This is a genomic window from Pusillimonas sp. SM2304 (genome assembly GCF_031628915.1).
Taxonomy (GTDB): Bacteria; Pseudomonadota; Gammaproteobacteria; order Burkholderiales; family Burkholderiaceae_B; genus Pusillimonas_C.
In genome coordinates this window covers 780,160-807,028 of sequence record NZ_JAVLUJ010000001.1, presented here as the reverse complement: position 1 = coordinate 807,028, position 26,869 = coordinate 780,160, and the positions used below count along the sequence as shown (strand labels likewise).

The 26,869-nt window shown below is 62.3% G+C and carries 23 protein-coding genes; 5 read left to right on the top strand and 18 right to left on the bottom strand.

From position 1 onward, the window contains the following. Positions 1 to 36 precede the first annotated feature (36 nt). Genes RE432_RS03740 through RE432_RS03705 form a run of 8 tightly spaced genes read right to left on the bottom strand, consistent with a single transcriptional unit; the run spans position 37 to position 10,698 of the window. Positions 37 to 1,281, bottom strand: a complete 1,245-nt coding sequence (locus RE432_RS03740) for an SDR family NAD(P)-dependent oxidoreductase (RefSeq protein WP_310931866.1) — start codon at positions 1,279 to 1,281, stop codon at positions 37 to 39. Beyond that, complete coding sequence (locus tag RE432_RS03735; RefSeq protein ID WP_310931865.1) at positions 1,278 to 2,453, bottom strand: thiolase family protein; 1,176 nt, start codon at positions 2,451 to 2,453, stop codon at positions 1,278 to 1,280. The genes RE432_RS03740 and RE432_RS03735 overlap by 4 nt, the downstream gene beginning before the upstream one ends. After that, positions 2,450 to 4,081 carry an AMP-binding protein gene (locus tag RE432_RS03730; RefSeq protein WP_310931864.1) on the bottom strand — a complete coding sequence of 544 codons (1,632 nt, stop codon included), beginning with the start codon at positions 4,079 to 4,081 and terminating at the stop codon, positions 2,450 to 2,452. Before RE432_RS03730 ends, RE432_RS03735 begins: the two co-directional genes overlap by 4 nt. A 10-nt stretch (positions 4,082 to 4,091) precedes the next feature. Further along, positions 4,092 to 4,586 carry an aromatic-ring-hydroxylating dioxygenase subunit beta gene (locus RE432_RS03725; RefSeq protein ID WP_310931863.1) on the bottom strand — a complete coding sequence of 165 codons (495 nt, stop codon included), beginning with the start codon at positions 4,584 to 4,586 and terminating at the stop codon, positions 4,092 to 4,094. Then, positions 4,583 to 5,905: an aromatic ring-hydroxylating dioxygenase subunit alpha gene (locus RE432_RS03720; RefSeq protein ID WP_409079807.1), complete on the bottom strand. Its 1,323-nt coding sequence runs from the start codon at positions 5,903 to 5,905 to the stop codon at positions 4,583 to 4,585. The genes RE432_RS03725 and RE432_RS03720 overlap by 4 nt, the downstream gene beginning before the upstream one ends. 16 nt (positions 5,906 to 5,921) lie before the next feature. Next, positions 5,922 to 6,899 carry a PDR/VanB family oxidoreductase gene (locus RE432_RS03715; RefSeq protein ID WP_310931862.1) on the bottom strand — a complete coding sequence of 326 codons (978 nt, stop codon included), beginning with the start codon at positions 6,897 to 6,899 and terminating at the stop codon, positions 5,922 to 5,924. A gap of 28 nt (positions 6,900 to 6,927) precedes the next feature. Next, positions 6,928 to 8,481, bottom strand: coding sequence for an indolepyruvate oxidoreductase subunit beta family protein (locus tag RE432_RS03710; RefSeq protein WP_310931861.1), 1,554 nt, complete (start codon positions 8,479 to 8,481; stop codon positions 6,928 to 6,930). A gap of 6 nt (positions 8,482 to 8,487) precedes the next feature. Then, the gene (locus tag RE432_RS03705; RefSeq protein WP_310931860.1) at positions 8,488 to 10,698 is read right to left on the bottom strand and encodes an indolepyruvate ferredoxin oxidoreductase subunit alpha; all 2,211 of its coding nucleotides are present in this window, start codon (positions 10,696 to 10,698) and stop codon (positions 8,488 to 8,490) included. A 265-nt stretch (positions 10,699 to 10,963) separates the two neighbouring features. On the opposite strand from RE432_RS03705, the gene RE432_RS03700 reads away from it, so the two are divergent. Beyond that, positions 10,964 to 11,398, top strand: coding sequence for a MarR family transcriptional regulator (locus RE432_RS03700; protein ID WP_310931859.1), 435 nt, complete (start codon positions 10,964 to 10,966; stop codon positions 11,396 to 11,398). Positions 11,399 to 11,619: 221 nt separating this feature from the next. Further along, positions 11,620 to 12,504 carry an RNA polymerase sigma factor RpoH gene (gene rpoH / locus RE432_RS03695; RefSeq protein ID WP_310931858.1) on the top strand — a complete coding sequence of 295 codons (885 nt, stop codon included), beginning with the start codon at positions 11,620 to 11,622 and terminating at the stop codon, positions 12,502 to 12,504. A gap of 198 nt (positions 12,505 to 12,702) precedes the next feature. On the opposite strand, the gene RE432_RS03690 is transcribed toward rpoH, so the two are convergent. Continuing rightward, the gene (locus RE432_RS03690) at positions 12,703 to 13,338 is read right to left on the bottom strand and encodes a LysE family translocator (protein ID WP_310931857.1); all 636 of its coding nucleotides are present in this window, start codon (positions 13,336 to 13,338) and stop codon (positions 12,703 to 12,705) included. 179 nt (positions 13,339 to 13,517) lie between these two features. On the opposite strand from RE432_RS03690, the gene RE432_RS03685 reads away from it, so the two are divergent. Further along, the gene (locus RE432_RS03685; protein ID WP_310931856.1) at positions 13,518 to 15,554 is read left to right on the top strand and encodes an EAL domain-containing protein; all 2,037 of its coding nucleotides are present in this window, start codon (positions 13,518 to 13,520) and stop codon (positions 15,552 to 15,554) included. A gap of 139 nt (positions 15,555 to 15,693) precedes the next feature. Then, positions 15,694 to 18,312 (top strand): cation:proton antiporter, encoded by a 2,619-nt coding sequence (locus RE432_RS03680; protein WP_310931855.1) that lies wholly within the window; start codon positions 15,694 to 15,696, stop codon positions 18,310 to 18,312. Here RE432_RS03680 and RE432_RS03675 read toward each other — a convergent pair. The 5 genes from RE432_RS03675 to RE432_RS03655 all read right to left on the bottom strand — a co-directional run bounded on the left by RE432_RS03675 (position 18,307) and on the right by RE432_RS03655 (position 22,367). Beyond that, the gene (locus RE432_RS03675) at positions 18,307 to 18,909 is read right to left on the bottom strand and encodes an SCO family protein (RefSeq protein ID WP_310931854.1); all 603 of its coding nucleotides are present in this window, start codon (positions 18,907 to 18,909) and stop codon (positions 18,307 to 18,309) included. The two genes, RE432_RS03680 and RE432_RS03675, sit on opposite strands and share 6 nt — an antisense overlap. Positions 18,910 to 18,929: 20 nt before the next feature. After that, entirely contained in the window at positions 18,930 to 19,820 is an 891-nt protein-coding gene (gene cyoE, locus RE432_RS03670; RefSeq protein WP_310931853.1) for a heme o synthase, read from the bottom strand. After that, positions 19,817 to 20,839 carry a COX15/CtaA family protein gene (locus RE432_RS03665; protein WP_310933017.1) on the bottom strand — a complete coding sequence of 341 codons (1,023 nt, stop codon included), beginning with the start codon at positions 20,837 to 20,839 and terminating at the stop codon, positions 19,817 to 19,819. Before RE432_RS03665 ends, cyoE begins: the two co-directional genes overlap by 4 nt. 82 nt (positions 20,840 to 20,921) lie before the next feature. Then, positions 20,922 to 21,488 (bottom strand): hypothetical protein, encoded by a 567-nt coding sequence (locus tag RE432_RS03660; RefSeq protein ID WP_310933016.1) that lies wholly within the window; start codon positions 21,486 to 21,488, stop codon positions 20,922 to 20,924. A gap of 84 nt (positions 21,489 to 21,572) precedes the next feature. Beyond that, complete coding sequence (locus RE432_RS03655; protein ID WP_310931852.1) at positions 21,573 to 22,367, bottom strand: SURF1 family protein; 795 nt, start codon at positions 22,365 to 22,367, stop codon at positions 21,573 to 21,575. A 36-nt stretch (positions 22,368 to 22,403) separates the two neighbouring features. Between RE432_RS03655 and RE432_RS03650 the strand changes: the two genes are divergently transcribed. After that, positions 22,404 to 22,610: a twin transmembrane helix small protein gene (locus tag RE432_RS03650; RefSeq protein ID WP_130038048.1), complete on the top strand. Its 207-nt coding sequence runs from the start codon at positions 22,404 to 22,406 to the stop codon at positions 22,608 to 22,610. 148 nt (positions 22,611 to 22,758) lie between these two features. On the opposite strand, the gene RE432_RS03645 is transcribed toward RE432_RS03650, so the two are convergent. The 4 genes from RE432_RS03645 to coxB all read right to left on the bottom strand — a co-directional run bounded on the left by RE432_RS03645 (position 22,759) and on the right by coxB (position 26,793). Continuing rightward, entirely contained in the window at positions 22,759 to 23,634 is an 876-nt protein-coding gene (locus RE432_RS03645) for a cytochrome c oxidase subunit 3 (protein ID WP_310931851.1), read from the bottom strand. A 35-nt stretch (positions 23,635 to 23,669) separates the two neighbouring features. Next, positions 23,670 to 23,897 carry a DUF2970 domain-containing protein gene (locus tag RE432_RS03640; RefSeq protein WP_310931850.1) on the bottom strand — a complete coding sequence of 76 codons (228 nt, stop codon included), beginning with the start codon at positions 23,895 to 23,897 and terminating at the stop codon, positions 23,670 to 23,672. 125 nt (positions 23,898 to 24,022) lie between these two features. After that, positions 24,023 to 25,621, bottom strand: a complete 1,599-nt coding sequence (ctaD, locus tag RE432_RS03635; RefSeq protein ID WP_310931849.1) for a cytochrome c oxidase subunit I — start codon at positions 25,619 to 25,621, stop codon at positions 24,023 to 24,025. Positions 25,622 to 25,707: 86 nt separating this feature from the next. Beyond that, the gene (gene coxB, locus RE432_RS03630; protein WP_409079806.1) at positions 25,708 to 26,793 is read right to left on the bottom strand and encodes a cytochrome c oxidase subunit II; all 1,086 of its coding nucleotides are present in this window, start codon (positions 26,791 to 26,793) and stop codon (positions 25,708 to 25,710) included. Positions 26,794 to 26,869 lie beyond the last annotated feature (76 nt).

Sequence of the window (26,869 nt, the reverse complement as noted above, 5' to 3'; positions counted from 1 at the left end):
TGGTGGCAGGGGCGCCGCTTGGCAAGCGGGCGGGCGTCATGCGCCGCCCAGTTCGCGTTCCAGCCCCTTGGGGTTGTCGCGCAGGCGCGACATGAACTCCTGGGCGACATCGCCCACGTAGACATCTTCCGTGCCCGCCTGCAACGCTTTCACGATCGCCGCGGCGACCGCTTTGGGGTTGACCCGCGGGGGCGGGGTCAACTGTTCCCATTCATGGTCGACCGGACCCGGAAAAACGTTGACGACGCGCACGCCGGATTGCAGGAACTCATTGCGCAGGCACTGGGCCACCGACAGCGCGGCGGCCTGCGAGGCGGACCAGATGCCGCGCGACGGCAGATTGACGTGCGCGTAGATGGACAGCACGTTGACCCAGGCCACGGCGCTGTTCAGGCCGTCGGCCGCGCGCGCCGCCATGCCGGGGCCGAAATGCTGGGCCAGGCGCATCAGCCCCATGCAGTTGACGTCCAGCGCGTCGCGTGCCTTGCCGATGTCGCGGCTGTGCAGCACGCCGCCGTCCCGTTCATAGCCGGCCGTGTTGACCAGGATATCCACCTTGCCGCCGATGCTGCGTGAAACGCGCTCGACCGAGTCGGTGTCGGTGATGTTCAGGTCCTGGACCTGGATGCGGGCATCGTCGCACAGGGTGTTGAAGGCGGCCGATTGCTTCCAGATTTCCGGGTCGCCGGCAAACACGGTGGTGGCGCCGGCATCCAGCAAGGCGCTGATGACCGCCATGCCCACGGCGGACTTGCCATCGGTGACCAGCACCCGCCTGAATTTCGGGTCGCACGAGGTTTCGCGCAGGACTTTGTCGTCTTCCATATGGGGAGTCGCCTGTAAGGGAAGTGCAATCATGACCGCTTGCCCGCTGCGATCGAGTTTGAGCGCCAGCCGGACGGTGTCGCCGTCCTGGCAGTCGCCATGAACGTGGGCCACGACAGACGGGCCGGCGGCCATTTGTACCGTGCCAATGCGCCAGGGCAGGCGTTCGCGGAAATACAGATCGTTGCTGTGGTGCAGCACCGTAGAGACCAGCAGCCGGCCTTCCGGATTGACCGTTTGCCAGCGCAACTGGCCGGATAGGCATTGGTGGCAGACTTCGCGCGGCGGGTACTGCACGGCGGCGCAATCCTGGCAGACCTGCAGGCTGAAACGGCCCTCGGCTGCAGCGGCGGTCAGGCCCAGCGCGCGCCGGCTGCGTGGCGCGGGCGGCCGGGTGGCTTGCCGGGTGCGGGCCACCGGATTCTTGCGCGGCGGCTTGGAAAGCGCTTGGGTCATGCGTCGCTCCTTGCAAGCAGGGCGGCGGCGGTGCAGATGCCGCGGTCGTAATTGATCATGCCGAATCCGCTGACCAGGCCGATTTTTGCATTGCTCACCTGGGTGCCGGCGGCTTGCCCGGTCAACTGGCGCAAGGCTTCGACCATGCCCAGATAACCGCCCGCGGCCCCCGCCTGACCCACCGACAACTGCCCGCCGTTGGTATTGAAGGGGAAGCTGCCGTCCACCGTAAAGCTGTGGTCGCGCACGAATTGCGGCGCATCGCCTTTATCGCAGAAACCCAGGTCTTCGATCTGCATCAGGTTGATGACGGGGTAGTCGTCGTAGGCCTGCATGAAGTCCACGTCTTGCGGGCCTACGCCCGCGTGCGCGTAGAAGCTGTCGCGGTCCATGGTCCAGCCGCCGCGCGTCTGTATGGGGTCGTCCATCCAGGCATTGTGCCGTTCGAGGGTGGACAGGATGCGGACAAAGGGCAGCCCCAGTTCGCGTGCGCGCGCTTCGCGCATGACCAGGAAACCGTCCGCGCCGGCGCAAGGCATGACGCAGTCGAATAAATGGATGGGTTCGGTAATGGCGCGGGCATCCAGGTACTGCTGCAGCGTCAGCGGCTTTTTCATGAGGGCATGCGGGTAGCGCAAGGCGTTATCGCGCTGGGCCACGCAGAGCTTGCCGAAGTCCTCGCGCGTGGCGCCGCTGGCATTCATATAGTGGCGGGTCAGCAAGGCGAAGCTGGCGTTGGGGCCGCCTGCCCCATACGGATAGACGCCGTCTTGCGCAAAGCGCGAAAACTGGCTGACGGTGTGCCGGAAGGAATCCACGTGGTTGGTGTCGCCCGCCAGGCACGCCACGATATCGGCATCCCCCGCCTGCACGGCCCGCGCGGCCCGGCGCAGGCCGATGACGCCGCTGGCGCCGCCCATGGGAATGTGGTCCAGCCAGCGCGGGCTCATGCCCAGGTGCTGGGTCAGCCCCACGGCGGTGTCGGGCGCCAGCGTAAAGCTCGATACGCACATGCCGTCGATGTGCGTCTTGGCGATCCCGGCCTGCCGGATCAAGGCGCCCAGGGCCATGCCCAGCCACCAGTGCGCGCTTTCTATCGAATAGCGCACGTAGGGAATGGTAACGGGCACGGTCGCGACAATGCCGTCGTAGCCCTGGCGGCTTGCGGTCATGCGGCGGGCTCCTGGCGTTTTTTCATGGCGCGGGTATCTATGCACAGCGGGGAGCCCGGCAGGGCGGGAGCAAGCTTCTTCAGCTCGCCGCGTTGTATCTTGTTGGTGGCGGTGAGCGGCAGCTCGTCCACCAACGCAACATACCCGGGAACCTTGTAATACGCCAGCTGTGTCAGGCTCCAGGCGACGATGTCCTTGGCCAGGACACCCGCCTGCCCGGACTCCAGGGGGCGATGCAGCACCACGCAGGCCAGGACTTCATCGCCGCGCACTGCGTCGGGTACGGCGGCGACGGCAACGGTTCGGACGGCAGGGTGCTGCCCCAGCACGGACTCGACCTCGACGGCGGATATATTTTCGCCGCTGCGGCGGATCACATTCTTTTTGCGGTCTACGAAGTGCAGGGCGCCTTGCTTGTCCCGCCTGACGATATCGCCCGTATGAAACCAGCCGTCTTGCCAGGCTTCCTGGGTGGCCGCCTGGTCTTTCAGGTAGCCCGCAAAAAAACCGAAACGGGGATTGGCGCCGGCATGCCTGACCAGGAGCTCGCCATTTTCATCGGCGGCGGCATCCTGGCCGGCATCGTTCAGCAGCCGGACCAGGACATCGGCTTCTTCCTGGCCGAAACAGCTGGTGCCGATGTGGCGCGGTTCGCGATTGGCGATGATGACGGCGCCTGCGCCGGTTTCCGTCATGGCCCAGGCCTCCAGCAGAGGAAAACCGAAACGCTGCTCGAACGGCTCATGCAGCGAACGTTCGACGCCGGCACCGAAGCCGAACCGCACTTGATGGGCTGTATCTTGCGGGGCCGCCCCGGCTTTCATGAGGATGGCGGGCATGACCCCAAGATAATGCACGACCGTCGCGCGGGCATCGCGCACGGTATTCCACCACGAGGCGGGATGGAAGCGGTCAATGGGAATCAGGCAGCCGCCTATGGCCACCATGGCCATTACGGAATAGGCCATGGCATTCATGTGCACCAGCGGCAGGGGCGTCAGCATGCGCTCGCTACCTTGGCGCAGCGTGGCCAGGCCGCCGATGTTGGCGTACCACCTTCCCGCATGCAGGAAATATTCGTTGGGCAGTATGCAGCCCTTGGGCCGGCCGGTGGTGCCCGAGGTATACAGCAGGGCGCATTCGCTTGCGCTGCCGGGCGCCTGATCTTTCAGCGGCGCTTCGCAGGCGGCGGGCGGCGGCGCGTCGTCCGGGCCGGCCAGGGCCAGCGGCTGGCCGGCCGCTCTGGCGGCCGCGGCCAGGCTGGCATGGCGCTCGGGCAGGGCGATGGCAATGACGATCTCGGCATGGCCCACCAGATATTCGAGTTCGGCCGCCCGCAGGTCTGCATTAATGGGAACAACGGAAACGCCCAGGCCGTTCAGCGCAAACCAGTGCAGCAGGAAATCAGGCCGGTTCTCCAGCAGCAGGCCGGCGCGATGGCCATGGCCGTAACCGGCGGCCGCATAGGCGACCATCAGGCCGTCGATGCGCTCCCGAGCCTGGCTGTAGGTGATCTCGCCGGCGGCGATGCCGTAGATGTGCGCCGTTTCGGGCATGACGCACAGAAAAGGCTGGCCGGGCCATTGTCGCGCTGCATCGGTAAAGGCGTGGTAAACCGTATTGGACAAAACCTTCCCCTTACATGAACAGCTGAATGCTGCGCAATGCCGCGTCGCAGTTGAGCAGGTCGATGCGCTTTTGCTGTATGCGCAAGGCGCCGTCCACGGCCAGCAGTTCGAGCGTGGCCCAGCCTGCATAGAGCGATTGCTGGTCAAGCCGGGACTCCACGTAATGGAAGGCCGTGCGTACGGCATATTGGCCTTTTTCGGGCTGGTGCCACGGGTGGCCGGATTCAATGCCGGGCTGCTGCAGCAGATGATGGCTGCGGCTCTTGGGCTGTTGGGAAAACGTGCGCTGGCCGGCCAGCCGCTCGATGCGCACGCGCAGCAGCAGCTTGTCTTCGTACATCAACGAGCCTTCCAGCAGCGGGTCGGTCTGGCCGTGCGACAGCGGCATCCAGTAATGGCCGTCTTCGGTGAAAAGCGCCAGCCAGTCGTCAAAGCGCTGCTCGTCCAGCATGCGCGCCTCGGCATAGGCAAAATCGATGAGCTGTTGATCCGTGACGTGACTCATGCTGTCTCCTTCATGGTGGCCGTCATATAGCGAGCCCATGCCTGGTACTGGTTGCGCATCTGCCACTCACTGGTGCCGTTGGTGATTTCATTCTTGCGCCCGGCCTCGTCCGATTCATAAAGACGCGCCACATTGACCCAGTCGCGGCCGCGGCTGTGCAGCCCATGCTGCGACCGTTCGTAGACTTCATGGTCGTCGTGGCCCACGACCGACGTGGGAGCGTTGATCAGGCGGTTGTACATAAGCGTGCGCTCCAGCAGCTTGTCCGGCGCGCCCACCAGGCGGAAAGTCCACGACTCCACCAGCGTCTTGTTGGCGGCCAGGGGTTTGAATATTCGCAAGGTCTGGATCGGCCCCTTGACCATGATGTTGGGGAAATAGGTGGTGTTGTGCCGCGTGTCGCCCAGGATTTCCTGGGTGCGCTCTTTGCCGTAAGCCGCCTCCATGGCTTCAAGGTAGGCGGGCACGGGGGAATAGGCGGCATGAATCGAGTTGCTGACGCCTGTATGCCCGTGGCCGTTTTCCCAGACGCGTATGCCCATGCCTTCGAAGAACTCATAGGGGGAAATGAAGGGGGCGAACTGCTCGACCGCCATGGGCTTGGGTGTGCCTTCGGGCGCTTCTTCCCACACGCGCACGGCCGTGCCCGCCGATGACTCGTGCGCCACCATGGGGTGGCAGGTATCGGTCTGGTTGTCGACCAGCATCTTCCAGTTGCAGTCATGCAGATAGCGCAGGACGCCGCCCGCCACCTGAAGCTCGCCGGCCGGCGAGCGGTCCACCATGTTGTCGATGGTCGACAGCGATTCGCCGAAGAATGCGTCGAACGACTGCCCTTCGGCGCTGAGCCGGCAGAAAACGAAGCCGCGATAGTCGCGCACATTCTGGACGGGGGCCATGCCCTGGCTGGCTTCACAGGCCTTGAAGACGTCCGGATCGTAGCCTTTTTTCAGGGGGACGGACAGCAATTGCCCATCGGTCTTGAAGGTCCAGGCATGGTAGGGACAGCGGAAGAATTTTCCGGTATTGCCGCAGGTATCGGCCGCCACCATGACGCCTTTGTGCGGGCAGCGGTTATGCAGCACGCGTATGGTTTTATCCGTGTGCCGCACCATGATGACGGGCTGGTCCCCGATGGTGGTGGTGTAGAAATCGCCCGGATTGGGCACCTGGCTGGCATGGCCCACGTAGACCCAGGTGTTGGCAAACAGGTGCTCCATTTCCAGCTCAAAGATTTCGTCATCGATGAACAGGTCCTTGTGCACCTCGGTCGGGCGCACAAGCGCGGAGACGGCGGCGGGATTGTTTCGATAGTGCATGATGGCCTCCTGTCAATCAAAGATCCAGAACCAGCCGGTCGGAATGGCTGCGGGAAATGCAGATCTGGATGACGTCGCCGGCATCGCGTTCCGCATCGGAAAGGTAGTAGTCGCGGTGGTCGGGCGTGCCTTCCAGCACAGTGGCCTGGCAGACGCCGCATTCGCCGCGCCGGCAGTCGTACAGCGGGTCGCAGCCGGCCTCTTCCAGAACGTCCAGTATGGTTTTGTCGGCGGGCACCTGAAGCACTTTGCCCGACTGCCTGAGTTCCACCTCGAAAGCCCGGTCGCCGAATTGCGGGGCGGCGTTGGCAAACAGTTCGAAATGCAGATGGGCATTCGGCCAGGACTTGTTGCGCGACTGCTCGATCACCGCATCGATCAGCCCCTTGGGTCCACACACATACACATGCTGCTTCTGATTGATCTGGTCCAGCAGATCGGGCAGGGGCAACTGCGTGCCGGCATCATCGTCGGCATGGACATGCAAGGCATCGCCGTGGCATTCGGCCAGGGTCTGCAGAAACCCCATTTGTTCACGGCTGCGTCCGTAATAGTGCAGGATGAAAGGACGGCCCGCGCGCTTCAGGGCGGCGGCCATGGAGGCGATGGGGGTAATGCCGATGCCCCCGGCGATCAGGACGACGGTTTGTTCGTTGGCGTGGATATCGTGCAGCGGGAAGTCATTCTTAGGGCCTTCTACCTCCAGCGTGTCGCCGGCCTGCAAGCCGTGCATGAACTGCGAGCCGCCGGTGCTGGGATCTTCCAGGCGCACGCCCAGGCGATAGGCGCTGGGCGTATTGAATGCGGCCTCGTCGCCGTCCAGGCACACCAGTGAATAGCAGCGCGGCTCGGACTGGCCTGGAATCCTGATTTTAAGATGGGCGCCCGCGGCAAAAGGCGGAAGCGTGCCGCCGTCGGCGGCCGTCAGGGTGATGCTGCGGATCATCGGTGTTTCAACACGCGTGTCGCTTACGGTCAGGGTCAGTTTGGCCACGGCAGGTCTCGTTTACGTGATTGGGGGGTCAGCCAGGGGCGCTGACGGTCTGCGCCATCAGGCTGTCGAGCTTGTCGCCCTGGTCGTCGGCCAGGGCCGCCTCGCGCAGCGCATGCAAGCGGGCGGCCGCATTGGGTTGGCCCAGCAACTGGCTGGCCGCCAGGCTGAGCCGCTGGTACTTGCTGTTGCCCCGCTCGTGCGTATCGCTATAGCCTTTGACCAGGCGCCGGCAGTTCACGACCTCGACCGCCAGGTCGTAATCATGATGGACGGTGTCGGACATGAGCTTGAGCCATTGCGCCAGGCTCCTGGCCTCGATCTGGTGCCTTAGGGTGCGCCGGCGGAAACGGCGCATGCCGGCCAGGGTGTACAGCATCAGGAAGCCGCTCAGGGTGCCGCTGCGCAAAAAACGCCCTTTGCGGAAATAACGGCTCAGAAAGCGGCTGAGCCGTGGCGAACGCTCGATGGCGCGGCCCAGTCCCGCCGGCAGGGTGCCGCATATTTCGTCCAGGCGCGGATGCATGTACTCGGTGGTGTAGACCAATTGGCCGGGCGCGGCGCGCACTTCCTTGCGTACCCGCTCGAAGCGGGCAGCCCGTGTTTTCAGGTCGGCGACACGGATGACGTCGTCGTAGGCCATGGCGACCGCCACGTAGCGCGCCGCCGCCGTCGTCAGCGCCCAGTCTTTCGGAGCGCCGCCAAATTGCGCATCCAGCGCGCGGACGTCGTGCATGTGGTCCAGGTACTCGTGGGCATAGCGCAGGTCCTGGAATTCCAGCGCGCGGCGCAGGCCGGCCACCAGCAGGGGCTGTGCCTGCGCGGGGAAGTTCTGGCGGATGTCGTCCAGAAGCCCTTGCACTTTTGGATGGCTGGCTTTTTCGGGAATGCTGTCCACCGGCCTGGCGGTGTCGATGAAAGGCGGTGTCCGGGGCGCCTGCGCGGCAGCGTCAAAGCCCAGGCCGAACGCCTTCAGGCTGGCGGCCACGCCCACGCCTGCGCGCTGTATGGTGGCTTCATAATCGTTGCGCGCAAAAGGCAGTGCGCCGCTGCCCGCCAGCGCGCCGAACAGGCTGGCGCTGATGACACTGCCCGCCTCGTCGGCCAGCGCCTGCAGGTCGAAGCAGTAAAACCGCCTGGCGGCCTCCCGGCCTGCCTCCAGCACGGTATTGGGATCGGCGATACCGTTGCCATGCGCGGACTTTTCAGAGACGGCATAGCTGCGGTGCGAAGACGAGATCAGCGTGGTGCGTGCCGGCGTGACCAACCCGCGCTGTATGGCGCGGCCGCCCTCCATCAGTTCGGCCGCAATCACAATATCGACATCGCCGGGGGTGGGCATCATGGCCAGGGCCGGGGCCTGGCCGGCGGCCTGCACGGCGCTTTCGGGCAGCAATTCCAGGTAGTAGATGGTGGCGCCGGTACGCTGGGCCACGCCCGGAACCGACGTGGTCTGGGCCCACCACTGAGCGTGTTCGGCCATGTCGACGATCCAGTCGGCCAGAACGCCGCCGCCCTGCCCGCCCATGGCCAGAATGGCGATCTTGATGGGTGTGCCCGCATGGAATGCAATGGGTGTCGTCATGGCAGCCTACAGGGAATAGCGGTTCAGCTGCGTGCTGCGGCGCGATTGCAGGTAGCCGATCACGCGCTGACGCATGCCGGCCTTGAAGGTGTCCCACCGGCTGGGGTTGTGCACGATATCGGCCCGGTAGAACGATGGGCACAGGACGGCGGCGTGGGCGACTTCGCCGCAATTGCCGCAGCCCACGCAACTGTTGTCCACGTGGGCGACCGGATCTTCCTTCAGCGGGTCGCCGCTGTCCTTGATGGTCAGCGACGGGCAGCCCGACAGCCGCATACAGGCGTGGTCGCCGGTACAGACATCGGGGTCCACGCCGAAGCGTTCCTTCACTGCCCGCTTGCCGCTTTTGACGGCCTTGTTGAACAGCGGCTTGACCCGGCGCTGCTTGTTCAGCATGCATTCCGATTGGGCAATAATGACCTTGGGGCCCTTGGCGGGCGTCGTCAGGGCTTCTTCGATGGTGGCCTGCACTTTGGCGACATCGTAGGTACGGTCCAGGGTGCGCAGCCACTTGACCCCCACGCCGCGCACCGCTTTTTCGATGGGGTTGTTGGTGGACCGGTTGGCGTTGCGGGCTCGTGACGACAGAATGTCCTGCCCGCCCGTGGCCGCTGAATAATAGTTGTCGATAATGATGATGACGCCGTCGTACTTGTTGAAGACGGCATTGCCCAGGCCCGAAGCCAGGCCGTTATGCCAGAATCCGCCGTCGCCCATGATGGAAATGGCCCGTTTGGATGACGGCACGTTGAAGGCGGCGGCGCTGGATGCGCCCAGGCCGTAGCCCATGGTCGTGGCGCCCAGGTTGAAGGGCGGCAAAATGGAAAACAGGTGGCAGCCGATATCGCAGGCAATGTGGTGCTCGCCCAGCTTCTTCTGCGCCAGGGTCAGGGCCGAAAACACCGGCCGCTCGGGGCAGCCGGTACAGAAGCCGGCGGGCCGGGCGGGCACGGCTTGCGCCAGCGCAGCTTGATGCGCGGGCTTGACTGTGGGATGAAAGGTGATGGGCTGGTCCTTGGGCTGCGGCCGCGCGGCCTGCCGGACGTCCATGGCCGGTAGGGGCGTATCGGGCAGGGTAGGCAGCAGCTCGGGCTTGTGCTCGGCCAGGAAGCCTTGCAGGCCGTCGCGCATCACGGCGGTCGTATATTCGCCCGCCATGGGCAGGAAGCCTTTGCCCGACAGCAGGGTGGCGATGCCGGCCTTGCGCAGGATGGTGTGCAGGCTTTGTTCTATATAGTCGGGCTGCCCCTCTTCGAACAGCAGGACGGCTTTCTTGCCGCGGCAGAATGCGGTGATCTCGTCGTCGATGACCGGGTAGGTGACGTTCATGACATACAGCGGAATCCGGCTGTTGCCGAAGCTGTCGGCCAGCCCCAGCAATTGCAGGGCGCGGATCACGCCGTTGTAGAGTCCGCCTTGCAGGATCAGGCCCAGGTCATCGTGATCGCCCTGGAAATGTTCGTTCAAGCCGTGCTGCTTGATGAAGCTGACGGCGGCCGGCCAGCGGGCATTGATTTTCTCGTGCTCGTGCTGAAACGAGGCGGGCGGCAGCACAATGCGGTTGGTGTCGCGCACCGGCTGGTCCATGGCCTGGCTCAGCGTCATGGCGGGGCGCCGATTGTCTTTGGCGGTGAAGCGCCCGTGTACATGGCAGCCGCGTATGCGCAGTTGCAGGATCACCGGCGTGTTGCTGGCTTCAGACAGCTGGAAGCCGTCTTCCACCGCCTTGACCATGCTTTCCAGATTGGGCCGGGGGTCAAGCAGCCAGATTTGCGATTTCATGGCAAAGGCATGGGTGCGCTCTTGCATGATGGAAGAGCCTTCGCCGTAGTCTTCGCCCACGATGACCAGGGCGCCGCCCGTGACCCCGCCTGACGCCAGGTTGGCCAGCGCATCCGAGGCGACGTTGGTCCCCACGGTGGATTTCCAGGTGACGGCGCCGCGTATCGGGTACATGACGGACGCCGCCAAGGTGGCCGCGGCGGTGGCTTCCGAAGCGCTGGCCTCGAAATGCACGCCCAGTTCATCCAGGATCTCTTGCGCATCGGCCAGCACGTCCATCAGGTGCGAGATGGGCGAGCCCTGATAGCCCGCCACATAGCCCACGCCCGATTGCAGCAAACCCTTGGTGACGGCCAGTATGCCTTCGCCCCGGAATTCCTGGCCTTCGCCGATACGCAGCTGCTGTACCTCTTTCTTGAATGAACGCTCTGCCATGTTGCCTCCGGGACGACGCAATGTTGTGTCTGTTCTTTTGCTTGTCCCAGATACTTTAGGCTTCAAGCGACAGCGCGTCAATAAAAATCATGAAAATTCATGTATAGGCAAAATTTAATATACAGAACAGGTGCTTGTGTATAAGTACTTACCATTAAATTGGTGCGTCCGACGTACGGAAACAGGCATTTGCAGGCTACTATTAAACTTGCATACGCCAGGGCGCACGGGGCGCCTGGTTCTGTCCGCATATAGGAATGTTGTCATGCAAGCTGATGGGTCGACTCGTTTTGTGCATCGTTACCTGGCGTCGGTGCTGGCGCAGGCGAGCCATCGAATTTCGGCGGAATTCCATGTGGAGGTCAGGAAAGCGGGCCTGACAGTCACCGAGTGGCGGGTGCTGGGCAGCCTGATCGATGGCGAAGGCGAAACCGTCGGCAGGCTGGCTGAACTGGCCGTCACCAAGCAGCCCACGCTCAGCAAAGTGCTGCCCGGCTTGGCCTCGCAGGGGTATATCAGCCTGCAGACGGCACGCAGCGACCGGCGCCAGACCATGGTGACGATCACACCGAAAGGCGCGAAGCTGATCAGTGGGTTGTGCGAGCAGGCGCTGGCGCACCAGCGGCGCGTGTTGTCCAAACTCGACGCCGACCACGCCGACCGGCTGGTCGACATGCTGCGGGCCATTATTGCGCACTGAAGCGCCCGGATCGGTCGCTATGGCAGCGGCGTGCCTGGTTTTGACATGACACGGTTTTCGCCCAAAAAAACAGCCAAAATGCGCTTTGGACATGAACTTTTCATCAAAAAACGGCTCTTACAGATATATCATGTGTCAAAATGTTCTTGTATTAGCACTCAGCCATCCAGAGTGCTAATATAATGATAAACATCGCTTTTTTCAGGGGGATCCCTCGTCTGATGACTCATCGTTCGCAATCTTTAGCCCTGTCCAACAATCAATTGGCCATGGCGATCTCGAATCCGGGTGCTTTAGGCACGATCGAAGCCTATATCAGCGCTGTCAATCGTCTGCCCATGCTCACGCAAGAGGAAGAAACGAATTTGGGCAAGCGCCTGCGCGACGACTCCGACCTTGATGCCGCGCGCCAACTGATCACCTCGCATTTGCGCCTGGTCGTTTCCATTGCGCGCCAGTACTTGGGCTATGGGCTGGCGCATGCCGACCTTATTCAGGAAGGCAATGTTGGCCTCATGAAGGCGGTAAAACGTTTCGACCCTGATCGCGGCGTACGCCTGGTGTCGTTTGCCGTGCATTGGATCAAGGCTGAAATCCACGAATATATTGTGCGCAACTGGCGCCTGGTCAAGGTGGCCACCACCAAAGCGCAACGCAAGCTGTTCTTCAATTTGCGCCGCATGCGCCCCGATGGGCAAACACTGGACACCGAGCAGGTCAACGAGATCGCGCGCGAACTGAATGTGCGTCCCGAAGACGTCTCCGAAATGGAAGTCCGCATGTCCGGGCGTGAATTGGCGCTGGAAAGTCCCAACGACGACGAAGACCATTACGCGCCTATCACCTACTTGTCGGACGAGGGGCAGCAAGAGCCCTCGCGCGTGCTCGAACGGCGCGCCTACGATGCCTTGCAGGGTGCCGGCCTGGCCGATGCCCTGGACGGGCTGGATGCGCGTTCGCGTCATATTGTGCAGGCCCGCTGGCTGCAGGATGACGGCGGGGCAACCTTGCACGAGCTGGCCGCCGAATATGGCATATCGGCCGAGCGGGTAAGGCAGATTGAAGCCGCGGCATTCAAGAAGCTGCGTACGGCGCTGGCGGATTAGCGCATAGATATAATTTTTTACACCTTAAGTCGGCGGAAGCAGAACTTATTCGCAGTTGGCCTGACTAACTTCCTATGAGCGATGTGTTTGCATCACGATGCGCGAGGCATCGTTCATCATCCGCTTCGGCTTCTCCTCTTCCCCTCCCTTTTGAAGCGGATGTTTTATGGGACACCTCCAGGTGTCCCATTTTTTCGTTCAGCGCCGTCCTTCCATAGCCATGCGCACGGCCAGGCCGGCCAGGACGGTGCCCATGAGCCAGCGCTGCACGACCTGCCACACGGGCCGGCCGGCAAGAAAGACCGCGATCGAGCCGGCCATGATGGCAATCAGGGCATTGACGCTCATGCTGATCATAATTTGGGTAAAGCCCAGTACCAGGGATTGCGTGAGTATGCTTGCTTGATCCGCGGGGCTGATGAACTGGGGTAGCAGCGACAAGTACATGATGGCAATCTTGGGGTTCAGCAGATTGGTGACAAACCCCATGGTGAATAGCTTGCGCGGGCTGTCCTTGGGCAATTCGCGCACATGGAACGGCGAGTGGCCGCCCGGCTTGACCGCCTGCCATGCCAAGTACAGCAAATAGAGCGCGCCTCCGATGCGTAATGCGTCATATGCATAGGGAACCGCCAGGACGAGCGCGGTAATGCCCAATGCCGCGCAAAGCATATAAAAGACGAAGCCCATTGCCACGCCGCCCAGGGAAATGAGCCCGGCAGCGCGGCCCTGGCAGATCGACCGCGAAATAAGATAGATCATGTTCGGGCCGGGCGTGAGGACCATGCCCAGTGAAATCAGGCCAAATGCAAGCAGGTTGGACAGTTCTGGCATGGGTGTGCGTCCTGTGATGGGGGGAAGGGGTAGCGCCGCAGGATCAGTATAATGCAGCGGGCTTCGCTCATGCGGGGCGCGCAACAGGGCGGCGATGGAATCATTGCAAGCCCGGCCCCTTAATAAATGGGCAAGCCTGTCGTTAACGTTTTATCCCTTCCCAAACACATACCCTTCTCATGATGCAAGGCACTTACGCCCCCGCTCTGGTGGCCATGTCGATTGTCGTGGCCGTCGTGGCGGCCTATACCGCCATCGATATGGCGCGGCGCATTGCCTCGACGCGCGATCGTGTCTCGCGCTGGTGGCTGGCCGGAGGCGCCTGCGCCATGGGCACGGGTGTCTGGTCCATGCATTTCGTGGGCATGCTGGCTTTCAGTCTGCCCATGCCTATGGGCTACGACCCGGCCATTACATTGCTGTCATGGTTTATTGCGGTCGCCGCTTCGGCTTTTGCGCTCTGGCTGACCGCGCGCTCCCGGCTCCCGATGCACCTGCTGGCGACCGGCGCCCTGGTGATGGGCGGCGGCATCGCGAGCATGCACTATACCGGCATGGCCTCGATGCAGATGCAGCCGGGTATCGATTACAACCCTTGGCTCCTGGCCCTGTCGGTCACTGTCGCCGTCGTGGCATCGGGTGTCGGGCTGTATATCATTCACATCCTGCGTTCCACGCAGCGCCACGCCCGCTGGTTGCGCCTGGCGGCTGCCCTGCTGATCGGTGCAAGCATTGTCGGCATGCACTATATCGGCATGGCTGCCGCCCGCTTTCCTGTCGGCAGCATTTGCGGCGCGGCGCAAGATGGGCTGCAGACCGAATGGCTGGCAAGCCTGATCGTCCTTGGCTCGCTGGGCGTCCTGGCCATTGCCTTGATCATATCCGTGCTGGACCAGCGCCTGGAGTCGCGCACAGCGGTGCTGGCCAAATCGCTGGCGCACGCCAATCGCGAGCTGACTCACTTGGCCCTGCACGATTCGCTGACCAAACTGCCCAACCGGCTGCTGCTTCGCGACCGCTTGGCCCAGGCGATCGGGCCGCGCGCCCGGTTCGCCGTGATCTTCATGGACCTGGACGGTTTCAAGGCCGTCAACGATGCTTTCGGCCACCATATGGGCGACCTGCTGCTCATCGAAGTGGCGCGCCGCTTGTGTACCGCCCAGCGCCATGCGGATACCGTTGCGCGCCTGGGCGGCGATGAGTTCGTCCTCCTGATTCACATTGAAACCCGCGAAGACGCCGAGGCCGTTGCCCGGCGCCTGATTGAACTGATCCGTCAGCCGGTCCGGATCGATGGGCAGGACCTGCGCATCTCCACCAGTCTGGGCATTGCCCTGTACCCGGAAGACGGCGCCGACTTCGATTCCCTGGTATCCAATGCCGACGCGGCCATGTACCACGCCAAGGAACAGGGCCGTAACGACTATTGTTTCTTCGAGCCCGCCATGAACGTGCTGGCCCAGAGCCAACTGCAGTTGTTACAGGCGCTGGCTCCGGGTCTGGGGCGCAACGAGTTCTATCTGCTGTACCAGCCCAAATACAACGCGGCGGACAAGAAACTGGTCGGTGTGGAAGCCCTGGTCCGCTGGGCGCATCCCACCCAGGGCCTCATCGGGCCGGATGTCTTCATCCCCTTGGCCGAGCGTTCCGGCCTGATCATCGAGCTGGGCCTGTGGATACTGGACGAAGCCTGCCGCCAGTTGGCCGAATGGCACCGGCAGGGCAAGCTGATCCAGATGTCCGTCAATCTGTCCGCCCTGCAGTTCTGCAGCACCCGCCTGGTCGATGATATCAGTGCGTGCCTGGCCCGGCATGCGCTGCCGCCCCAGTATCTGACCCTGGAAATCACCGAATCCATGGCCATGCAGGATGTCGAGCACAGCTTGCGTATGCTGCAGCAATTGCGCGCGCTGGGGGTCATGATTTCGATCGACGACTTCGGGACGGGCTACTCCAGCCTGGTCTATCTGAAACGCCTGCCGGCCAGTGAACTGAAGATCGACCGCGATTTCGTGAACAACCTGCAAGGCGGCCAGGAAGACGCCGCCATTGTCTCGGCCATTATCGGCCTGGGCAAGACGCTGGGGCTGACCGTCACCGCCGAGGGCGTTGAAACAGACGCGCAGCAGGACTTCCTGGCCGAGCAAGGCTGCGATCTGCTGCAGGGCTTCCTGCTTGGCCGCCCGGCGCCCGCCGCGGCACTGAGCTTCGGCTGACTGTTTCTGCATAGGGCGGCTGCCTGCCGCCTGTCCATGCGATGCGGGGCCGAAAAAAACTTTCGCCCGAACACGAAACGGCTGAAAAAAAGCGATATCCTTGGGTTTCCGTCGGTAGACACGGGCAAGGAACACAACAATGCAGATAGGACACCTGGTTTTTGGCCTGGCCGGCTTGCTGGCCCTGGTGTCCTTCATGCCGCCGGTCGCGGGCCGCTTGCATCTGCCCTACTCAGTGTTGCTGGCCATTGTGGGCTTTGTGCTGGGCTTGATCATCCATGTCCATGGCTGGGCGCCTCTGGTCATGTCCGACTTCCTGGATTCGCTGCAGAACTTCGAGGTTTCATCGGAAACCTTCTTGTTCGTCTTCTTGCCCATTCTGCTTTTCGAGACGGCCCTGTCCATGAACGTGCGGCGCTTGCTGGACGATATCGGGCCTATCCTGATGATGGCGATTGTGGCGGTGGTGGTCTGCACGCTTGCCGTGGGCTTTTCCATCAGCGCGGTATCGGGCTATGGCCTGGTGGTTTGCCTGATGCTGGGCGCGATCGTGGCGACCACCGACCCGATTGCCGTGGTGGGCGTGTTTCGCGAAGTGGGCGCGCCCAAGCGCCTGACCACGCTGGTCGAAGGCGAGTCGCTGTTCAATGATGCGGCGTCCATTGCCTTGTACTCGGTGTTGCTGACCGTCATGTATGGGGGCGGCACTTTGTCCACCGGCAAGGTGTTCTACAGCTTTGTATTCAGCTTTATCGGGGGCGGTTTGGCTGGTTTCCTGATGGGCCGCCTGGCCAGCGGCCTGTTCATCTGGCTGCGGGGCTGGCCCACTGCCGAAATCACCCTGACGGTCGCGCTGGCCTACCTGACTTTCTATATCTCCGAGCATTATCTGGGGGTATCGGGGGTGGTGGCCACGGTCATTGCCGGCCTGGTCGTCGGTTCAACCGGCCGCACCCGCATGTCGCCCGCCACATTCGAGCAATTGTCCAGTTCGTGGTCGCAGTTTGGCTTCTGGGCCAACTCCCTTATCTTCGTGTTTGCAGCCATGCTGATCCCGCGCATGATGGCCGACATCACCTGGACCCAGGTCCTGCTGGTGCTGCTGGTGTTTGCCGTGACGCTGCTGGCGCGGGCATTGATGGTATTTGGCGTGTTGCCGCTGCTGGGCCTGACGCGCTTCGGCACCAAGGTCAGCCCGGCCTACCGTATTGTCATGTGGTGGGGCGGGCTGCGTGGCGCGGTATCGCTGGCGCTGGCGCTGGCGGTCACCGAGCAGCACAATGTGCCCTATGAGGCGCGGCAGTTCATTGCGGTGGCCACCACGGGCTTTGTGTTGATGACCTTGTTCATCAATGGTGTCAGCCTTAGAAAGCTGATAGGCCGGTTGGGGCTTAACCAGCTTTCGCCTTTCGAGCGAACCTTGCGCAACCAGGCGGTGGTGGTGGCGCTGGAGGACCTGCGGGAAAAGACCCAGGAAATTGCCGAATATGAGCATATCGGCCAAGATGCCCGGGACCGGGTGCAATCGGTGTTCGATGCGACCCTGGCCAGTGTGGATGGCGGCGAGCTGGCGCAATTGTCGCTGGATCAGAAAGTATCCATGGGCCTGGCGGTGGTCGCGGCCCGCGAAGAAGAACTGTTTTTCGATACGCTGAAGGCGCAGGTGGTTGACTGGCGCACGGCCGAATCGCTGCTGGCCCGGGCCGAGCGGCTGAGCGATGCGGTGCGCGCCGGCGGCCTGCAGGGCTTCGAGGCGGCCATTGCCGCCGACTTGCGCTATTCGTCGAACTTCCGCCTGGCGTTGCGCCTGCACTATCTGTTCGGCTTCCAGGAGTGGCTCAGGCGTGAGCTGGCCAAGCGATTCACCAATCTGATGTGCAAGCGCTCGGTGGCGCAGCAACTGATCCGTTTTGCTGAAAAAGAGATCCAGCCCTTGCTGGGGCCGGAGGCCACCGGCATCATCATCGAAGCGCACAAGCACCGCCTGGTCCTGCTGGAAAGCGCCCTGCAGGCCATGAGCCTGCAGTATCCCGTCTTTGCCCAATGGCTCCAGGAAGCCTATCTGGGGCGCATGGCCCGTGCGCTGGAGCGCTTGCGCTATCGCGATATGCTGTCGCAGTTTCTGATTACGGGCGAAATGTATTCGGATCTGGTCAAGCAGATAGACCTGCGTTGGGAGCACGTGCAGAAGCATCCTGCGCTGGATATCGCCATGAGCGCGAGCGACCTGGTCGGCCGCATACCGCTGTTCGGGGGCTTGTCGCCGGAAGCGCTCAAATCCATCGGCAAGCTGTTGAAGCCGCGCCTGGCCGTGCCCGGCCAGCATATTCGCATGCAGATCGGCCGCAGCCGGGCCATGTATATTGTGGCGTCGGGGGCGGTCACCCTGGACTTGCCGGATGGGACCACCGTAGAGTTGGGCACGGGTGAAATCTTTGGCGAGATGGCCTTGCTGGCCGGCGCCGAATTCGAAGCCAAGGCAACGTCGCTGGGCTACAGCCGCTTGCTCATGCTGCTAGAGGGTGACTTTGATACCTTGCTGGATCGCGACCCGGTCCTGAGGGAAAAAGTCGAAACGGTGGCCAGGCAGCGCTTGCGCGCCCTGGAGGTCTGGCAGGAATTCGAGTCGGGCCAGCGCCAGCACGAGCCCTTGCCCGATCTGTCGCGGCGCGCGTCCACGGATGCCGATGCCCAAGGCGACACGGATGCGTCGGACAAACCCGGCCCTGATGCACCGGCGCCCCGCGACGCCCTATAGCAATTGACGGATGTCGCTGGCGATGTCCTGGGCGGACGCATTGCCGCTGACCAGCACCCGTGCTTCGCCTTTGGGGTCGATCAGGTAAAAGGACGAGGCATGGTCCATGGAGTACTGCTCCGGCGTGGCGCCGGGGGATTTGGCGTAATACGCCTTGAATGACTTGGCGGTGGCGCTCAGTTGCTCGGGCGAGCCGGTCAGGCCCACAAAGCTGGGGTGAAAGGCGGTTACGTAGGCGGACAGGACTTCGGGCGTATCGCGCGCCGGGTCGACGCTGATCATCAGCACCTGGACCTTGCCGGCGTCTTCGCCCAGCAGTTCCATGGTCTCGGACAGCTCGGCCATGGCGGTGGGGCAGACGTCGGGGCATTGGGTAAAGCCGAAGAACACGACGGCGACCTTGCCTTTGTAGTCGGCCAGCGTGCGGACCTGGCCGGTGCCGTCCACCATGGCCATCTCGCGGCCCAGCTTGGTGCCGGTGATGTCGGACCCAATGAACGCAATGTCTTCCTTGCCGCATGCGCTTAACGCGGATGCGAATCCCGCCGCCATGGCGGCGGTGAGCAAGGTGCGGCGCTTGTTTGAAAACACAGACATAAGACTTCCGGAAAAAGAGATCAAATGAGCCTGACCCAGTGGTCGATCAGCAGGGCCCCGAACAGCAGCGCCAGGTACAAAATGGAAAAACGGAACAGTTTGCGCGATAGTTCGTCGGAGTAAGCTTTGTACAAGCGCCAGGCATACATGATGAACATGCCGCTGAGCACAATGGCGGATATCAGGTAGAACAGGCCGCTCATGCGTACGATGAAGGGCAGCAGGGTCGCGGCAAACAGTACAAAGCTGTACAGCAGTATATGCAGGCGCGTGAACTGCTTGCCATGGGTCACCGGCAGCATGGGCAAGCCCGCCTTGGCGTAGTCGTTGTTGCGGTAAAGCGCCAGGGCCCAGAAATGCGGCGGGGTCCAGATGAAGATGATCAGGACGAGTATCCAGCCCTCGGCCGGCACGGAATTGGCCACGGCGGCCCAGCCCAGCGCGGGCGGCATGGCGCCCGACAGGCCGCCGATCACAATATTCTGCGGGGTCAGCGGCTTGAGAATGACGGTGTAGATAATGGCATAGCCGACAAAGGTGGCAAACGTCAGCCACATGGTCAGCGGATTCACCAGATGGTAAAGCACCACCATGCCCAGGCCGCCCAGCACGCCCGACAACATGATGACCTGCATGTTGCTGATGGTGCCCCGGGCGGTGCCGCGCCTTGCCGTGCGCAGCATGCGCGCATCGATTTCCTGCTCTATCAGGCAGTTCACGGCGAATGCGGCCGCGGCCAGGAGCCAGATGCCGGCCGTGGCGGCCACGACGACGCCCAGGTCGGGCAGGCCGGGGCTGGCCAGGAACATGCCAATGACGGCGCAGAACACGGCCAGTTGGGTAACCCGGGGTTTGGTCAGTACCAGATACTGCCGGAAAAGAGCTTGCGTGGGAGCAGGAACGGTAGTCATGCCGGTATTTTAGTCTGTTGGGCGCGCGAAAGGCGCAGCAAGAGTGTGACGCTGGCCAGGACCAGGCCGGCCGCGCCGCCATTATGCAATACCGCGATCAGCAGGGGCCATTGGAAGAAGATCGTGGTCAGGCCCGTCAACAACTGGGCCAGCAGCAGGGCCAGCATTAATCTGGCCGGCCCGCGCAGGCCCGGCTCGCGCAGCATTTTCCAGCCCAATACGCCCAGATAGGCAAACACCAGGAAAGCAAAGTTGCGATGGGTCCAGTGAATCGCCGTAAGCGCATGTTGTGAAATCATCTCGCCCGATGGCAGCATGCCCAGGCCGCGGATCAGCGAATAGCCGCCTTCAAAATCCATAGGCGGGACCCATTCGCCGTGGCAGGTGGGAAAGTCCATGCAGGCCAGCGCCGCGTAATTGGTGCTGACCCAGCCGCCCAGCGCGATCTGGGCAAAGAGCAGGGCCAGGCCGCCTGCCATCCAGGGCAGCCAGCGCCGCGCGGACCCGTGCACGGGCACATGCGTTTTTTCGCGGGCGGCCAGCCAAGTCATGAGGGCCAGCAGGATCATGCCGCCCAGCAGGTGGGACGTCACCACGATGGGCATGAGCTGGTGCGTGACCGTCCAGGCCCCGAACGCGCCTTGCACACAGACAGCCACCAGCGTGACGACGGCCAGGCGGGGGGTGTGGCCCAGCTCGCGCCGATACCGCCAGGCCAGATAGACGATGCCGATGATCATCATGCCCAACAGCGAGCCGACGTAGCGGTGGATCATCTCGATCCAGGCTTTCGAGAAGCTGACCGCGCCGTAAGGCATGGCCTGCAGTGCTTGCTCGATGTGGCTGCTGGCTCCGATCGGCGTGATTTTGCCGTAGCAGCCCGGCCAGTCCGGGCAGCCGAGCCCCGAGTCAGTCAGCCGTACGAAAGCGCCGAACATGATCAGGTCCAGCGTCAGGAACCAGGTTACAAAGACCAGTTTCCGATAGCGTGAAACCAGCCGCTCCGTCGCCTTGCGCAGGCCGGCGCCGGGCGTGCCTTCGGCGGCTTCTGCGCGTTGAGGGTCAGCGGTGTGCGTGCTCATGTCATCGTCCTTCCGGTCATTAGCCTATGCGTGAATTGCGGATCAGCTTGCTGAGATCGTCACGCACCGAGATCGGATCGGCATCGGCCGGAAACTGCATCATCAGGTTGCCCAGCGGGTCGATGATCCACATGGGCGCCTTGAGCGCCGCTTCGCGTTCGGCGGCACTGGCCTGCGGCGCCAGGAAGGCAGCCAGTTTTTCGGGGTCGGCCCGCAGCATATTGGTGCCTTTGTAGGCGTCCATGACCTGGTCGGGAATGGGGGCGTCGTCGGTCAGGAACCACACGCGGGTCAAGCGCTCTACATTTTTACCCTGGCTGGCGTGCGAGTTGCGCAGGATGAACAGTTTCTTGACGCACGATTCCGGGCAGGCGCCGCTGTCCGCGGTGACCAGTATCCATTTTCCATGCAGGCTGGACAGCTCGAAGGGCTGGCCGTCCAGGGTGGTCAGCGGCAATGCGCCGGCGTCGGGCACAGGACGTTGCGGCTGTATCAAGGCGCCATAGTTGGTATGGTCGGTGGGGCGCAGCCCCAGCGCGGGTACATAGTAGGCCAACAAAGCGAAGACCACGGGCGCCAAACACATGATCACGATCAGGTAGAGCGGCCAGACCGACCTGCGGCGAGCTTGAGCAGGCGTGACGGGGGAGTTGCTTACCACGAGAATTCCTTAAAAAGAGTTGGGTTTGCCGCGCCGGCGCACAGTACGCCAGGCAATGACCAGCCAGGCAATGGCCGCAATGGCGGCAAATCCAAACCATTGCAGGGCATAGCCTTTGTTCTTGTCGGCATCCAGGGAGGGTTCGGGCCACTCGCGCAGCAACTGGGCTCCCGTTTCGGTTTCGCCATTTTCCTGGATCGCATCCGCAGTTTGCGCCAGGACCATCGGCATGAATTTTAAGCCAGTTGCCGCCGCATAGGCGTCCAGGTCCAGATTCTGCACCCGGGGAGGCCCTTGCGCGGGATCGGGCAAGGTGGACGGCAACTGCGTGGCGCTGCTGAGTTCGAACAGCCTGGGCACCCGCGCCAGCAGTTCGCCGGCGATGGTCTGCTTGCCATCGGGGGCGGGAATCGCCGGCAGGGCCTGCTCTATCGATGCGGGCCGGGGCAGCCATCCGCGCAGTACCAGTACGGCGGTATCGGCCTTGCCGTCCAGCATCAGGGGGGTAGCCACCCAGTAACCCGGCCGGCCTTGGTAATTGCGATTCTCCAGCAGCACCGTCAGGTCGTGCCGCCATACGCCTTGCGCGCTGGCAGGGCGCCATGCCGTGAAGGCGCTGGGCGGTGTGCCGGCGCTGAGCTGCAAGGGCGCGGTACTGCGCCCCGCCTGAATATCTTGCTTGATGGCGATGCGCTGGGCGGCGCGGTCCAACTGCCAGTTGCCCAGCGAAACACACACCACGGCCACTATGCCCAGCAAGAGCAGGGCGGACAAACTGCGATAAATCGTGTGTGGACGAGCCATGTCTGCAATAATTCAGGTTTAATCGGAGGCCAAATAATGCGTTACATCGTGATCCTGGCGTTCCTGGGGATTATAGGAAGCCTGGCTTCTGCGCTGGTATACCTAATGCGTGACAAAGGCGGGACCAATCGTACGGTCAATGCGCTGACAGTGCGTATAGGCCTGTCGATCGCCCTGTTTCTGTTTGTGCTGTTCGCACACCACATGGGCTGGATAGAAAGCACCGGCATCGCTGCCCGGTAATTCCATTTTCAGATCAGGGAACAAGCCCTGCATTGTGCAGGCGGTGCCTGCTTGCGCCACCCCAAAGGGGGGCTTTCTGCCTTGGGACGGCGCAAGGGCAGAAAAAAAGGCTGGCCAGGGCCAGCCTTTGTCTTGCGGCCCCGATCGCCTAGAACCAGTATACGAACAAGTACAGGCCCAGCCAAACGACGTCGACAAAGTGCCAGTACCAGGCGGCGCCCTCGAAACCGAAGTGATGATCGGCGCTGAAGTGGCCCCTGATCAGGCGGAACAGGATAACGGTCAGGAACGTGGCGCCCAGAATGACGTGGAAGCCGTGGAAACCCGTCAGCATGTAAAACAGCGCACCATAGGCGCCCGAGTCAAAGCGCAGGTTCAGGTCCTGGTAGGCGTGGTGATACTCGTAAGCCTGACAGGCCACGAAGGTGAAGCCCAGGATCACGGTGGCAGCCAGCCAGAAGATGGCTTTGCCGCGATGGCTGGCGCGCAGCGCGTGGTGCGAAATGGTCAGGGTCAGGCCCGAGGTAAGCAGCAGCGCCGTGTTGATGGTGGGCAGCCAGAAGGGGCCTACCGTCTTGAACTCGGGTACTACGCCCGCAGGTCCCAGATTGGGCCAGGTGCCCGAAAAGTTGGGCCACAGCAGGTTCTGGTGGTCAAGGTTGCTGAGCCAGGGCGTGGTGACTTCGCGGGCATACCAGAGCGAGCCGAAGAACGCGGCGAAGAACATGACTTCCGAGAAAATGAACCAGGCCATGCTCCAGCGGTAGGAGTGATCGACCCGCTGGCTGTTGATGCCGCTTTCGGATTCGCGAATGGCATCGCCAAACCAGCCATACAGCACCACGAACAGGCTGAGTATGCCGACAATGAAAAGCCAGAAGCCGACGGTGTAGTTGTTGATCCACAGCGCGGCGCCCAGCAGCGCAAAGAGCAATGACATGCTGGCGCGTACCGGGTGGACTGATTCGGCGGGCACGTAGTAGTAAGGTGCCTCTTTGCCCTGAGCCAAGTGACTTGCACTCATGGTGTTCTCCTGCGAATTATTGAATAAAAATATTATTAGATCGTCAAATAGCCAATGAACCAACGGGCAGCCATTATCAGTCCCACTACAAAAACAATAGCGGCGATGACGCCGGCAATGATCAAGTGAACCGGATTGAGGCTGCCGATGTCTTCAGTGTAGCCCCTGCCCTTGCGCACCCCGAAAAACCCCCAGGCCACTGCTTTGAGCGTCTGAAAGAAGTTCAGCTTGCGGCGAGAGAGTTCTTTGATGTCGTCGGTCATGGCTTCATCCGCCCAGGGACCCGCCGCGCCAGAAGGCCCACACCATGACTGCGATCACGAGGATCACCAGCGCGATGGCCGTGTTGCGGTTCTTCCGGCGTTGTTCGGGTGTCATGTGCGTGGCCTTACTTGACAACGGGAGGCGTTACAAAGGTATGGAAAGGCGCGGGCGAAGGCACGGACCATTCCAGGCCGGTAGCGCCTTCCCAAGGCTTGGCGGGGGCGGGTTCGCCACGGCCGTTCCAGGCCCTGAGGGCCAGGAACAGGAAGATCAGTTGCGAAAAGCCGAAGAAGAAGGCGCCGATGGTGGCGATTTCGTTGAAATCGGTGAATTGCGCAGGGTAATCAGCGTAGCGGCGCGGCATGCCGGCCAGCCCCAGGAAGTGCATGGGGAAGAATGTGATGTTGAACGAGATCATGCTGGTCCAGAAGTGCCATTTCCCCAGCTTTTCGCTATACATGCGGCCCGTCCATTTGGGCAGCCAGTAGTAGGCGCCCGAATACATGCCGAAGAGCGAACCCGCAACCATCACGTAGTGGAAGTGGGCGATCACGTAGTAGGTGTCGTGGACGGCGATATCGATGGGCGCCACCGCCAGGATCAGGCCGGTAAAGCCGCCGATGGTGAACACGAAGATAAAGCCGATGGCGAACAGCATGGGTGTTTCGAAGGTCATGGACCCGCGCCACATGGTGGCGACCCAGTTGAAGACCTTGACGCCCGTGGGAATGGAGATGAGCATGGTGGCGTACATGAAGTACAGCTGGCCAGTCACCGGCATGCCCGTGGCGAACATGTGGTGCGCCCAAACCAGGAAGGACAGGATCGCGATGGCCGCGGTGGCGTACACCATGGAGGCGTAGCCAAACAGCTGCTTGCGGGAAAAGGCGGGCACGACGGCCGACACAATACCGAAAGCCGGCAGGATCATGACATAGACTTCGGGGTGGCCGAAGAACCAGAACACGTGCTGATACAGGACGGGGTCGCCGCCTGCGGCTGCGTTGAAGAAAGAGGTGCCGAAGTGGCGGTCCGTCAGGAGCATGGTGACCGCGGCGGCCAGTACCGGCATGATGGCGATGAGCAGGTAGGCAGTGATCAGCCAGGTCCAGCAGAACAGCGGCATTTTCATCAGGGTCATGCCCGGCGCGCGCATGTTCAGCACCGTGACAATGATGTTGATGGCGCCCATGATGGACGATGCGCCCAGGATGTGCACGGCGAAGATGTTGAAGTCCATGCCCGGGCCCATTTGCAGCGACAGCGGCGCGTACATGGTCCAGCCGGCGGCGTTGGCGCCGCCCGGCACGAAGAAGGAGACCGTGAACAGGATGGCGCCGATGGGCAGCAGCCAGAAGCTGAAGTTGTTCATGCGGGCAAAGGCCATGTCGGATGCGCCGATCTGCAGCGGGATCATCCAGTTGGCAAAGCCCACGAAGGCCGGCATGATGGCGCCGAAAATCATGATCAGGCCATGCATGGTGGTGAACTGGTTGAACAGTTCAGGCTGGAAGAACTGCAGGCCGGGGGAAAACAGCTCGGTGCGCAGCAGCAAGGCCAGCACGCCGCCTTCCAGCAGCATGCAGAACGAAAAGATCAGGTACATCGTACCGATATCTTTGTGGTTGGTGGCAAACAGCCAACGGCGCCAGCCGTGCGGTTTGTGGTCGTGGTCGTCGTGGCCGTGACCGGCTGGGACGTGATCGGCAGCAACACTGCTCATGGTGGACTCCTTCCTGCTTAGCCGGGCCGCCGCCTTGCGGCAACCCGGTAAGAAACATTCAAATTTGTTTTACACGCGCTAACGGTTTAGCGCAAGGCTTTGACATCAGCGGGTTGAACAACGGGGTCCTTGCCCTTGCCCGCATTGCCCCAGGCATTGCGGGTGTAGGTGATGACCGCGGCGATTTCAACGTCGTTCAACTGGTCGCGGAAAGCCGCCATGGCGGTTCCCGGATGACCGTTCAGCACGGTGAGGATTTGATCTTTCATGGGGCCGAGCACGTATTTTTCGTCGCCGTCAAGCGCGGGGAAGGTGCCTGGCAGGCCCTTGCCGTTGGCCTGGTGACAGGCTACGCAGTTGGCGGTGTATACGGTGTTGCCGCGAGCGATCAGCTCGTCCTGGGTCCATTCTTTGTTGGGGTCGTCGGCCGCCGAGGCCAGCGCCTTCTTTTGCTCGCCCGCCCAGTTGTCGTAGTCTTCTTGCGAGACCACATTGACCACAATAGGCATGAAGGCGTGATCTTTACCACAGAGCTCGGCGCATTGGCCGCGGTAGACGCCGACTTTCTCGGCGCGGAACCAGGTGTCGCGCAGGAAGCCGGGCATGGCGTCTTGCTTGACGCCGAATTCGGGAATCATCCACGAGTGGATCACGTCGTTGGAAGTCAGGACGATCCGCACTTTCTTGTCGACAGGCACGACCAGCTCGTTGTCGACTTCCATCAGGTAGGTGTCGCTGCGGGGCTCGGTGCCTTCGATCTGCGCGCGGGGCGTGGTCAGGTTGGACAGGAATTTGACGCCTTGCGCGGGGCCGTCGATGTATTCATAGCCCCATTTCCATTGGAAGCCCGTGACCTTGACGGTCAGGTCGGCGCTGGAGGTGTCTTTCATGGCGACCACCGTGCGCGTGGCGGGCAGGGCCATGCCGATGACGATCAGGAAGGGGATCACGGTCCAGGCGATTTCGACGCCGACGTGTTCGTGGAACTTGGCGGGGACGGCGCCGCGCGATTTGCGGTGCATGAAGATGGAGTAAAACATTGCCCCAAACACGCCCACGAAAATGATGGCACAGATGATGAGCATCATCCAGTGAATCCATACAATTTCCTGCTGTATTTGCGTCACCCCCTCGTGGAGGTTGAGCTGATTAACCCTGGGGCCTCCGGGCATATCCTTGATCTGCGCACTGGCAATGCCCGCCATGAGCAATGCGCCAGTGCCCAGTAACCCTCTCAACTTCTTCATG

Coding starts and splice junctions, on each gene's coding strand:
- RE432_RS03740 (WP_310931866.1), bottom strand. CDS start 1,281: ATGACCCAAGCGCTTTCCAAGCCGCCGCGCAAGAATCCGGTGGCCCGC.
- RE432_RS03735 (WP_310931865.1), bottom strand. CDS start 2,453: ATGACCGCAAGCCGCCAGGGCTACGACGGCATTGTCGCGACCGTGCCC.
- RE432_RS03725 (WP_310931863.1), bottom strand. CDS start 4,586: ATGAGTCACGTCACGGATCAACAGCTCATCGATTTTGCCTATGCCGAG.
- RE432_RS03720 (WP_409079807.1), bottom strand. CDS start 5,905: ATGCACTATCGAAACAATCCCGCCGCCGTCTCCGCGCTTGTGCGCCCG.
- RE432_RS03710 (WP_310931861.1), bottom strand. CDS start 8,481: ATGACGACACCCATTGCATTCCATGCGGGCACACCCATCAAGATCGCC.
- RE432_RS03705 (WP_310931860.1), bottom strand. CDS start 10,698: ATGGCAGAGCGTTCATTCAAGAAAGAGGTACAGCAGCTGCGTATCGGC.
- RE432_RS03700 (WP_310931859.1), top strand. CDS start 10,964: ATGCAAGCTGATGGGTCGACTCGTTTTGTGCATCGTTACCTGGCGTCG.
- rpoH (WP_310931858.1), top strand. CDS start 11,620: ATGACTCATCGTTCGCAATCTTTAGCCCTGTCCAACAATCAATTGGCC.
- RE432_RS03690 (WP_310931857.1), bottom strand. CDS start 13,338: ATGCCAGAACTGTCCAACCTGCTTGCATTTGGCCTGATTTCACTGGGC.
- RE432_RS03685 (WP_310931856.1), top strand. CDS start 13,518: ATGATGCAAGGCACTTACGCCCCCGCTCTGGTGGCCATGTCGATTGTC.
- RE432_RS03680 (WP_310931855.1), top strand. CDS start 15,694: ATGCAGATAGGACACCTGGTTTTTGGCCTGGCCGGCTTGCTGGCCCTG.
- RE432_RS03675 (WP_310931854.1), bottom strand. CDS start 18,909: ATGTCTGTGTTTTCAAACAAGCGCCGCACCTTGCTCACCGCCGCCATG.
- cyoE (WP_310931853.1), bottom strand. CDS start 19,820: ATGACTACCGTTCCTGCTCCCACGCAAGCTCTTTTCCGGCAGTATCTG.
- RE432_RS03660 (WP_310933016.1), bottom strand. CDS start 21,488: ATGTGTTTGGCGCCCGTGGTCTTCGCTTTGTTGGCCTACTATGTACCC.
- RE432_RS03655 (WP_310931852.1), bottom strand. CDS start 22,367: ATGGCTCGTCCACACACGATTTATCGCAGTTTGTCCGCCCTGCTCTTG.
- RE432_RS03650 (WP_130038048.1), top strand. CDS start 22,404: ATGCGTTACATCGTGATCCTGGCGTTCCTGGGGATTATAGGAAGCCTG.
- RE432_RS03645 (WP_310931851.1), bottom strand. CDS start 23,634: ATGAGTGCAAGTCACTTGGCTCAGGGCAAAGAGGCACCTTACTACTAC.
- RE432_RS03640 (WP_310931850.1), bottom strand. CDS start 23,897: ATGACCGACGACATCAAAGAACTCTCTCGCCGCAAGCTGAACTTCTTT.
- ctaD (WP_310931849.1), bottom strand. CDS start 25,621: ATGAGCAGTGTTGCTGCCGATCACGTCCCAGCCGGTCACGGCCACGAC.
- coxB (WP_409079806.1), bottom strand. CDS start 26,793: ATGCCCGGAGGCCCCAGGGTTAATCAGCTCAACCTCCACGAGGGGGTG.